This window comes from Microcystis sp. M179S2, from assembly GCF_020245805.1.
GTDB classification, from domain to species: domain Bacteria; phylum Cyanobacteriota; class Cyanobacteriia; order Cyanobacteriales; family Microcystaceae; genus Microcystis; species Microcystis aeruginosa.
The window spans coordinates 1-9,955 of the sequence record NZ_JADBUE010000091.1; the positions used below are offsets into that span (position 1 = coordinate 1).

The 9,955-nt window shown below is 49.6% G+C and carries 8 protein-coding genes and 1 pseudogene; 3 read left to right on the plus strand and 6 right to left on the minus strand.

Annotated features, from left to right (window positions below; translation table 11 throughout):
* Positions 1 to 88 precede the first annotated feature (88 nt).
* The 5 genes from IM500_RS05375 to sfnG form a co-directional block, all read right to left on the minus strand.
* Positions 89 to 298 carry a hypothetical protein gene (locus tag IM500_RS05375; protein ID WP_287737904.1) on the minus strand — a complete coding sequence of 70 codons (210 nt, stop codon included), beginning with the start codon at positions 296 to 298 and terminating at the stop codon, positions 89 to 91.
* Positions 299 to 376: 78 nt separating this feature from the next.
* A complete protein-coding gene (locus IM500_RS05380) occupies positions 377 to 1,591 on the minus strand; it encodes an SfnB family sulfur acquisition oxidoreductase (protein WP_190723797.1) in 1,215 nt (404 codons plus the stop codon).
* 40 nt (positions 1,592 to 1,631) lie between these two features.
* Positions 1,632 to 2,147, minus strand: coding sequence for a hypothetical protein (locus IM500_RS05385; protein ID WP_287737906.1), 516 nt, complete (start codon positions 2,145 to 2,147; stop codon positions 1,632 to 1,634).
* Between the two features lie 20 nt (positions 2,148 to 2,167).
* On the minus strand, positions 2,168 to 3,676 hold the full coding sequence (locus IM500_RS05390; protein WP_287737907.1) for a sodium:solute symporter family protein: 1,509 nt from the start codon (positions 3,674 to 3,676) through the stop codon (positions 2,168 to 2,170).
* A gap of 39 nt (positions 3,677 to 3,715) precedes the next feature.
* Positions 3,716 to 4,813, minus strand: a complete 1,098-nt coding sequence (gene sfnG / locus IM500_RS05395; protein ID WP_158200173.1) for a dimethylsulfone monooxygenase SfnG — start codon at positions 4,811 to 4,813, stop codon at positions 3,716 to 3,718.
* Positions 4,814 to 5,305: 492 nt separating this feature from the next.
* Between sfnG and IM500_RS05400 the strand changes: the two genes are divergently transcribed.
* The 3 genes from IM500_RS05400 (at position 5,306) to ssuD (ending at position 9,642) form a co-directional block, all read left to right on the plus strand.
* Complete coding sequence (locus tag IM500_RS05400; protein WP_287737909.1) at positions 5,306 to 6,355, plus strand: LLM class flavin-dependent oxidoreductase; 1,050 nt, start codon at positions 5,306 to 5,308, stop codon at positions 6,353 to 6,355.
* A gap of 3 nt (positions 6,356 to 6,358) precedes the next feature.
* Positions 6,359 to 8,377, plus strand: a complete 2,019-nt coding sequence (locus tag IM500_RS05405) for a LysR family transcriptional regulator (RefSeq protein ID WP_287737910.1) — start codon at positions 6,359 to 6,361, stop codon at positions 8,375 to 8,377.
* Positions 8,378 to 8,523: 146 nt separating this feature from the next.
* Positions 8,524 to 9,642, plus strand: a complete 1,119-nt coding sequence (ssuD, locus tag IM500_RS05410) for an FMNH2-dependent alkanesulfonate monooxygenase (RefSeq protein ID WP_287737911.1) — start codon at positions 8,524 to 8,526, stop codon at positions 9,640 to 9,642.
* Positions 9,643 to 9,824: 182 nt separating this feature from the next.
* Here the strand turns inward: ssuD and IM500_RS05415 are convergent.
* Positions 9,825 to 9,955, minus strand: a pseudogene (locus IM500_RS05415) (IS630 family transposase); the annotation flags it as partial.

The following is a 9,955-nucleotide window of genomic DNA, read 5'->3' on the forward strand; positions in this document are numbered from 1 at the left end:
ACTCGACCGACCCAACTGCAACAAAAAGCGTTAGATTTATTGGGAGTTTCCCTGATTTGTACCCAGTAACGGGGCATCAGAAATTCTCTTAATCCCTCCTACAGCATAGGTTATGGCTTTTTGTCAACGGGGAAGTCCAGATATAAACTAATTTTTCGTTTACATCTAGAGCGAATAGGCCCGTGAAGATCAGTTCAAAAACCAGACTGACCACAGCGATAATGCCGATGAACAAGAGTCCCTTAAAGGGTTGATTTTTCCAGATATTCCGTTTCTGGAGCGGATGGGCAACACTCATATTTCCTCTACAGTAGTGTGACCGATCGAAGGTAGAAATCAGGAGGAGAGGGAGGGCGCTCCCCTTCCTCCCGCAGACTTATAGCCAAGGATGGCGGGGCGGGTTGGCACCGTTGAGGAAGTAATTGCCGATCGCATAGTATTTCCAGCGCACCGGATCGTGGAGGGTGTGGGCGCGGGCGTTGCGCCAGTGGCGATCGTAGTTAAATTCCTCTAGGGTGGACTTCGTGCCGGCCAGTTCAAAGAGTTTATTGGTGGCCAGTAGGGAGGCTTCCGTGGCGATCGCTTTGGCCTCGGCGACGGCGATCGACGATTCCACTACTTTCGCCTCCTCTAACCCGGATTCATAGGCCGCGTCGATAAATTCCCCGGCCCGCCGTAGTAGGGCTTCCGCCGCGTGGATTTGTAGGATCACGTTGCCCAGATTGTAGAGAGTCAGGGGATCTTCAAAACCCTTCTCCTGGTTACTATCCACCCAGGGACGGGTATGGTTGCGGACGAAATACAGGGTATCGCGCAGGGCGGCCTTGGCGATGCCCACGTCTACCGCCGCTTGGATAATCTGTGCCACCGCACCCATCGGGGTCGCCCGTTCAAAAGCTAGATAGTGAGGGATGACGTGTTCCGGTTTCACCAGGACATTTTCGAGAATCGTCGTGCCGCTCGCGGTGGTGCGTTGACCGAAACTCGTCCAATCATCGAGCAGAGTCAAGCCTTCCGCGTCCCGTTCCACAAAGGCGACGATCGTATTGCCGTTCTCATCGGCGGCGATCGTGGGAATCCAATCGGCCAGCAGGGCACCGGCGGAGTAATACTTGCGTCCGTTGAGAACGTAGCCATCGCCCGATCGAGTTAATTTGGTTTGCACGTCCGTCACTGACTTGGTGCCGATCTCCGAGAAGGCGTTCCCAAACCGTTTGCCTTGCAGTACCAAGTCAAAGAAAAATCGCTTCTGTTCCTCCGTACCGTCGAGCCGGATCGCTTCCACCATATAGAGGTGATTCTGGGGAATCTGTCCCAAACTAGAATCCGCTTCGGCAATAATGGCGATCACTTGCGCTAGGGTGGCGTAGGATACGCCCGCACCCCCGTATTCCTTGGGAACGATGATCCCCCATAGCCCGCTGCGCGAGAATTTTTTTACCTCTTCCACCGGTAGACGGCGTTCGCGATCGCGGAGGGAATCCTCGTGGAGAAATTCTGCGGCCAGTTCTTTGGCCACAGCGATCGCTTCTCGATCGTCTTGAATCAGATGGGCGGTCGGTTCCGTTTCAACATTTACTAACGTGGTCATGGTTACTACTCCTAGACTGTGAGATAGAGTGGCCTAGCTTTTAATACAGAGAGCGCGAGGACTGATATCTCGCCCTAAGGGCCAAAACTTGCCGGTATTTCTGGATATCGCGGTTCATGGCGAAAATGGGAACGAGAGGGCCGAGCAAACAGACGATCGGGCCGATATACAAGAACCTCCAGCTGAATCCGTAGGAAGTAATGATCAGAGCCGAACCGATAATCCAACCGAAGGCTCCATAGAGTAAGGCATGGTTTTCCTGGCTCCCTTCTAGATTCCCCTCTTCTTCCTCCTCTTCGAGTCCATAGGTTGCCGAAGCGTAGGTCAACACGAGATACATTCCCCGCAGAAAGAAAATCGTGATGATAGCGGCAATAACACCGGCGATAATGGTGGTCGGGGAATAGGGATTTTGAGTTAGGGGACGACTAGGGAGACTTTGGGCGGGAACCGCTCCGGCATAGAAAACCGTGAGCATCATGCCGCCCAGGAAATAGCCGAGCCGCTTCGCCCAAGTCCGCAAGGAGGGCGGTATCATCTGCAAGAGACTATTCATGATCGTGATTCTGTGAAAACTTATCGCAGCGCGACAGAAGAAGTGTCCGGTATCTCGGATAGATCCTGTGCCTGACGTAGTTGGGTGTAATCGAAGCGTCGGGAATTGGTCAAGGCAATCACAATTGGGACGATCGTGCTGACTGCGACTACCGTATAGGTACCGATCTCCTCGCCGAACTTGGCGAGGGCGAAAACCCCGGCAATCAGACCGATGATCGTTCCGGCGGTAAAGGCCGTGGCATTCATTCGCGACCAGACGATCGACAGTACCAGAGGCACGAGAACGGCGGCGCGGATGATGGAAGTCCCCAGTACCAGCGTCACCAGATCGATTCCCGATAGCACCACCGCCACCGAAATTCCCGCCGCTAACACCATCGAAAACCGCGTCCAAGCGAAGAGGGAGCGATCGGAAATAGCGGGGAACAGGGGCTTGATCACATCCACCGCAGAAACCGAACTAACCGCCGCCAATGTGCCGTCACAGGTGGAATAGCAGGCCGACAGCACAATGATCACGAACAGGTAGATCACCCAATCGGGCAAACCTAAATGGGAAACCAAAAAAGGACCCAAGGCGGCGGGATCACCGCCAAGATCCCGGGCCAGATCCACCTTGAGCGCGATGCCCACTAGCCCTACCACCCCTAGACAGAGGGCGACCACATAGTAGAGTCCCCCACCCCAGAAAAAGGTTTTGCCTAATTCCCGTTCTTTGATCCCCCAAGCCACCTGCCAGAATTCCTGTCCGGCGATCGTGGCAGTAATCAGCGCGAGGGCGAAGGTTAAGCCGAAATTCTGGAAGGCATCCGGTCGCGTCACCGAAAGAAGTTCGCCGCCCTGACTCTGTACGGTGTGCCACACGGCTTCCGCCCCTCCCACCTGGCCTAAGACCGCCGTGGTGACCAGGACAGAGGGAACCATAATCAGCAAACACATCAAGGTAGAAGTAGCCATGGATGCCCAAAGTCCCCCTAAACTGATGTACAGGAGAATGACGATCGAGGAGATGGTTGCGACTACCCCCTCCGGAAGACCGAAGATCGTGGCCACCATCAGGGATGCTCCCTTGAGATTCACTGTGACAATTTGGATCGCCCCGAAGAGGATACCAGCGACTACGACCACGCGAGCCAATTTTGCTCCCGCGTAACGAGCGGAGATAAACTCGCTGATGGTATAACCGTGGGGCATCAATCGCCGTAACTTTTTGGCAAAGGGAATCACGGCAATGACCGCCGCACCATTGGGGACGGTAAACCAAAATAAGCCCGATAATCCGTACTTAAAGGTGACTCCGATCGGCAGTAAAATCCCGATCACCCAAGTCCAGACGGAAAGCAAGCCGGCAATCCCGAATCCTAAACCCAGCTTGCGACCGGCAATCACAAAATCGTGGGTGTTTTTTACCAGTTTCCACTTAGCGTAGTAGGAAACAATCAACATAGCCAGACCTAACGCGATCAGGGTGACAATTCCCTCGATCGGTCCAAGTAGAGCTGCCTTAGCGAAACTAATCCCTTCCATTACGATTTGATTTTTTCCTTGTGTATTTCTTTCTTTCGCTTAAACCAGGGCGAACTCTTCTCTGGGGGAACGACGGGATTCCAGTTGCCGCACGAGCGGGATCACCTCGCGACCGAAGGCGGGTAAATCGTCCGTATAGTGCAGGAAACCACCGAGAATCAAATCGACCCCCACGGCGTGAAACTGCTGGATTTTTTCCGCTACCTGTTCTTTTGTGCCGATCAGTCCGGTACGGAATCCATCGTTGTACTGTACTAGATCTTCAAAGTTCGAGTTGGCCCACATTCCCACTTTTTCACTGGTGGCGGAACCCGCTTGTTTGACTGCTTCGCCAAATCCTTGCACGGCCTCTTTGTCGGCTTTGGCAATAATCTCCCGCAGTACCTCGTGGGCTTCTTTTTCGGTATCACGGACAAGGATAAAGGCGTTGAGACCGAACTTGATACTACGGCCGGCTTGACGGGCAAGGGCGGAAACTTCCTCGATCTGTTCGCGGACTCCCTCGATCGAGTTGCCGTTCATGAAATACCAGTCCGATACCCGACCGGCCATCTGTCGGGCGGCTTTGGAGTTACCTCCCTGAAAGATTTCGGGATGGGGATGATTATTAACGGGGCGGGGTTTGACCCAACCGCCGTTGATGCGATAAAAATCCCCTTTGAAGTGGAATTCGTCTTCTGTCCACAGTCCCTTGAGGATGCGAATGAATTCCTCGGAGCGTCGATAGCGTTCATCGTGATCGAGCCAAGGTTCACCATAGATGGTGAATTCACCCTTGAACCAGCCACTGACGATGTTGAGGGCGAAACGACCTTTGGAAATGACATCGATCGTCGAGCCGATTTTGGCGACGACCCCGGGATGCCATAAACCGGGATGGACGGCGGCGATTAGGGTGATTTTCTTGGTTACGGGGGCTAGGGCGGCGACGGTGGCAAAGGCCTCTAGTTGATACTCCGCGCCGTAGCTGGCGATGAATCGGGCTTGGGCTAACGCGTACTCGAACCCGACTTCTTCGGCAGTCTGTGCCAGCCAAGCGTTGTAATCGTAGGTCCAATCGGTGTTTTGCGGGATTTTACTCACCACTAACCCGCCACTAACATTGGGAACCCAGTAAGCGAACTTAATATCTACCATGATTCGGTTACTCCGTGATGGAAACTATTGGTTCGATCGCTTCACCGTTCGCAAGAATCCAGTGTCTTTCGTGTTCGTCTGGAGGAGCGATCCCGTTTTTGGCGATCACCAATTACCCTAACTCAAGTCTTTAGAATGCTGTTTCTAGCAAGATTCGAGTTACCTATATCGGGGTCAAAACTCGCTCTGTCTCAAGCCTGGAGCCGAGGACTACTGTAATTCGACCGAAATATAGTTGATTGCCTTTCAGTGTAATCACTACTCAAGGATGACGTCGTAGTTTGATACACCCCGATTGACTTTTTCTATGCCATTTTGGAATACGGTGCGTCTTCCAGGGGTACTCCAATCGAACCTCAATACCTGATATTCCAAATCGTGATAGACAAGAGGAATTTCGGTATAAGGAAAAATAACGCTTCTGGGGAAGGAACATGATAGAGTGATGGCTCCTAAAAAACACGTCTCCCTCGTGGGTATTGGAAAACACCTATGCCGCTTCAGTTTGGAATTTGGGCACCCGTTTGTGGTGGATGGTTGCGAGTGATTAACCCGGAGAGAAATTGGTCGATTTCCGATCTGGTCGAGTTGGCCGTTCAAGCCGATCGAGTGGGCTATGATTTCTACTACATTCCCGAACACTATCTCAATGCGGTACACGGGCCGGATCATGGCGTAACTGACGCTTGGCTCACGGCCGGCGCGGTGAGTTTAGCGACCCAAGAGATTAAAATCGTCACGGCCGTACAACCGGGCTTTAAATTGCCCGCAGTGGTGGCCAAGCTAAGTGCCGCTCTCCAGAATCAACCCGGTGGAGGCCGGTTCGGTTTGAGCGGGATCGCGGGGTGGTGGCAACTAGAAGTGGAAAGCTACGGTGATGTTTGGCTCGCCCACGGCGATCGCTACGCTAGATTAGAAGAATATCTTCAGATTATTCGGGGATTATGGACGACTGCCGATTTTAATTATCGGGGCAAATATTACACGATCACCCAGGGCATTTTAGCCGAGCGACCGACACCGCTTCCTCTCGTTTTTATTGCGGGAGAATCGGAACGAGCGATCGATCTAGCGGCTCGTTTGGGGGATTATCTTTTTATTAATGCGGATGATGTGGAAAAAACGGCCGCGCTGGTGGAGAAGGTAAAACGCTGGGCGAGCGATCGCTATCAACGGCAGATTCAAGTAGCGATGAGTGCTTTCGCCATTGTCCGCCCTACCAGGGTCGAAGCCGAGTCCAGACTAGACAAGATTTATCGCTCTGCCGACACTCGAAAAATTCGTTATTTCCAACAACAAATCGATGCCAATGCAGTAGCCCACAATAAACTAGATATCGGTCAAACGATCGAGGCAAATCTTGGCCTCTCGGCTCGATTTGTCGGCGATCCACAGACGGTGATCCGTCGCTTGAGAGACTACGAATCTATCGGGGTTGACCTGATTATCTTCAAGTTTGAATCCACCCGGGAAGATGCTCTCTATTTTCATCAACAGGTGATCGATCGATACGCACACCCCTATCCTTTAATTTCTCGGTGAATTATGAGTCGAATTACCTCGGAAGACATTACCCTAAATCACCTGAAAATTCTCAAGACGGTCGATGATTCTGGTAGCTTTTCTAAAGCGGCCTATCAATTGGGCTATAGTCAATCATTAATTAGCAAAAAAGTCAAGCAATTAGAGGATTATTTTGGAGTATTGCTGGTTAATCGCTCCCCTGGCTCGATCAAACTAACCAATCAGGGTAGAAAGCTAATTTCTGAAACCTTTCAGGTGATAGAAACCGTGGAAACCCTTCAACGAGAGTTTCAGCTGACCTTAAGTGCCGACGGAGAAGACTTAATTCTCGGTGCTACCCCTTTAATTTTAGAAGTCTGGTTAAAACATTACTGGCGACGATTTCGGCTTTGCTTTCCAAGTCGAAATATTCAAGAGATTTCCCTATCCGCTCAAGGTTTATTGGCCGAATCCTCGCCCAAAAACTTTGATATTCTGCTCAACAGTTTCTCCGCTTATAAAGATAAACATCATTGTACTAGACTAACTACCCACCGCTTCCAACTTATTTCTTTCGGTAAGAATGATCTATTTCCTAGCAAAAAATTGATTAAAATCTCAGATATAAACCCAACCGACTTGGTTCTTTTAGATGAAATTTATCAAGAGCTTTGTAAAAATCAAGTTGTCTTAAACTATCTAAGGGATGTACGAATCATTGAAAGTTATCAAGAACTTCTCGATTCTGTGCAAAAAAGCCATAAATCAACTATCCTGCCTGATTTTTGCCAATTTAATTCCCTCTTGAATTATCCAGCATCGATAATACCTATACAGGATGTCAACGAATATGGAGTCTATCTGCACGTACCTCATTTTAGCGAGCTATTAATATTAGGAGAAAGTTTGGTTAGAAGTTTTCGCCTCGATCAGGATGATTTAGCAATTTCCCCGCAACCGAATCTTATTTTTGCCAGCGATACTTTGCCAACGGAAAATATACTCAGAGTTGGAATTCAACGGGATTCGATCGGACAGTTTATCGCCAGCTATGGAGTTAAATATGTTTTCGATCTACAGCGAGAGTCCAACGAACAACCAATTTTTCAGAAAAATATCGAGATCGATCGAAATTTTACCTTACAGATCGTTGAATTCGCTTGTGGTGAACAAATGAATCAACAAATGAAAAGAGGAGATTTAGATATTTGTATTTTAGACGATATTTCTCTTTTAAACAATGGTACTATGTTTTTTAACAATCTCAGTTTCGGTTCTAAACTAATCGGGATTGCCTCTTATAATATTTTCGGTGAAGATCTGAGGATTCTGCTTCCTAAAGACTCTCCAATCGCCACCGTCCCAGAACTAAGAGGCAAACGTATTTCCACCTTATTTGGTTCCAACGCGCATCGATTTATTATCACTCTTTTTAACCTGTACGGACTGGAGATCAGTCGAGATTGTCACTTGGTTAATGAAGATCCACATACGGCAAGTATGAGCTTTAGAAAAAAGCAAATAGATGCCTATGTATGTTGTGATACTTTTACTTCTATTTTTCAAGAATACGTTTCAGCCAAAAAATTACCCCTAGAGCAAAATTTCGGTTTAAGAATTCCTTCCCTTAGAGGCATTGTTTGTCGATCGCGGTTTCTCAAAGAAAACCCCAAACTTGTTATCGCTTACCTACACGACTTGGTAATCGCCAATCATTGGTTTCATTCAGATTCCGCAAGAGCGATCAAGTTGTTAAACGATGTAACATGGGTTTGTCCTGATCGGGTATTTCAGTTCTTCGCTCCTGCCTCTGGAAACCACACCGATCCCACCCTAAAACCCCAATGGTCTTGGCTATTAAAAACCCTCAATCGTAGGTTAGATGGACAATACGGTATCTCATTATTTGACGTAGATTTTTGGATGGACGATTATTTTTTACGGCTAGTCTATAATTTACTCGAACTAGATTACCATTTCCATCAGGTTTCTTTTTCGAGCCAACTCTCTAATGGTTATTTTCCAGAGGAAAAATTTAATCGGTACGCTCAAGTTCTATAAAAATTTTTGATATACTTTGATACCCGTTTATACCTGTCAAATTCCGAGCGAATGGTAACAGAAATTTTCGTCCAGATGATACTTTTTAAAACACAATATTTCGCTAGAATTAATGTGTTATTATTTCTACACGAAGGATACCGACCATGCAATTACTCTGGTTTATCCCGACCCACGGCGACGGACGTTATCTGGGAACGGCGATCGGCGGGAGAAGCGTTACTTTCGCATACATGTTGCAGATTGCCCGTGCCGTAGACGATTTAGGCTACACGGGTGCGCTTTTACCGACCGGGCGTTCCTGCGAGGACGCGTGGATCGTCGCTTCCACCCTCGTCACGCACACGCGACAGATGCGCTTTCTCGTGGCGGTGCGGCCGGGGTTAGTTTCTCCTGGGGTGGCGGCGAGAATGGCGGCCACTTTTGATCGCCTTTCCGAGGGGCGCTTACTAATTAACGTCGTCACGGGAGGCGATCCAGTGGAATTGGCCGGAGATGGCGTATATTTAAATCATGATGATCGCTACCGTCTAACCGATGAATTTCTAACGGTGTGGCGACAACTATTATCGAAACCGAACACGGACTTTCAAGGCGATTACCTGCGGATCGAGGGGGGAAAAGTCCTGTTTCCCCCCGTACAGAAGCCCCACCCACCCCTTTGGTTCGGTGGCTCCTCGCCCATCGCCCACGAGATTGCCGCTAAACACGTCGATGTCTATCTGACCTGGGGCGAACCCCCGTCCGCGGTGGCCGAAAAAATCATCACCGTGCGCCGTTTAGCCGAAGCCCGCGGTCGGACGCTCCGATTCGGCATTCGTTTACACGTTATCGTCCGGGAAACGGCCAGCGAAGCGTGGGAGGCGGCGGAGACATTGATCCGCTATGTAGACGAGGAAGCGATTGCTACCGCCCAAAACGCCTACGCGCGCATGGACTCGGAAGGGCAACGGCGGATGAGTCAATTGCACAACGGCAGTCGCGCCGCCTTGGAAATTAGCCCAAATCTCTGGGCAGGGGTGGGTTTGGTACGCGGGGGAGCGGGAACCGCTCTCGTGGGGGATGCGGATACGGTAGCGCGCCGTCTGCTCGAATACCGAGATATCGGTATCGAGACGTTTATTCTCTCCGGTTATCCCCATCTAGAGGAAGCCTACCGGGCCGCCGAACTGTTGTTTCCCCGTTTACCAGTAGAGAGCGCGCCGATCCGACCCCAACCCGTTCAGGTTCTCGCTCCTTTCGGCGAGATCGTTGCCCATATCTAATTTCCGCTAGTGTTCTAAATCTGTGGAATAAGTAATAATGGTTGGTTCTTCGGCACTTATTATGCAGACTTATGCAGACGGGGTGATTATGATTCTGAAACTCTTGATGGATAAGACTTGTAAGATTCACAAACCGTCTCCAGTATAGTATCTACCGAAGAGCCATAATTCCTAGTAGTCTGTCAAGTTTGAATTGAGGGATAGAGTTTTTTTAATTTAATACGAGCATCAGCAGTAGTAAATCTCCAGTCAACTGAATTTGACTTTTCATTTCGATTTTCTTCCCATGCCTTAATTTCTTGTTTTAAACTAT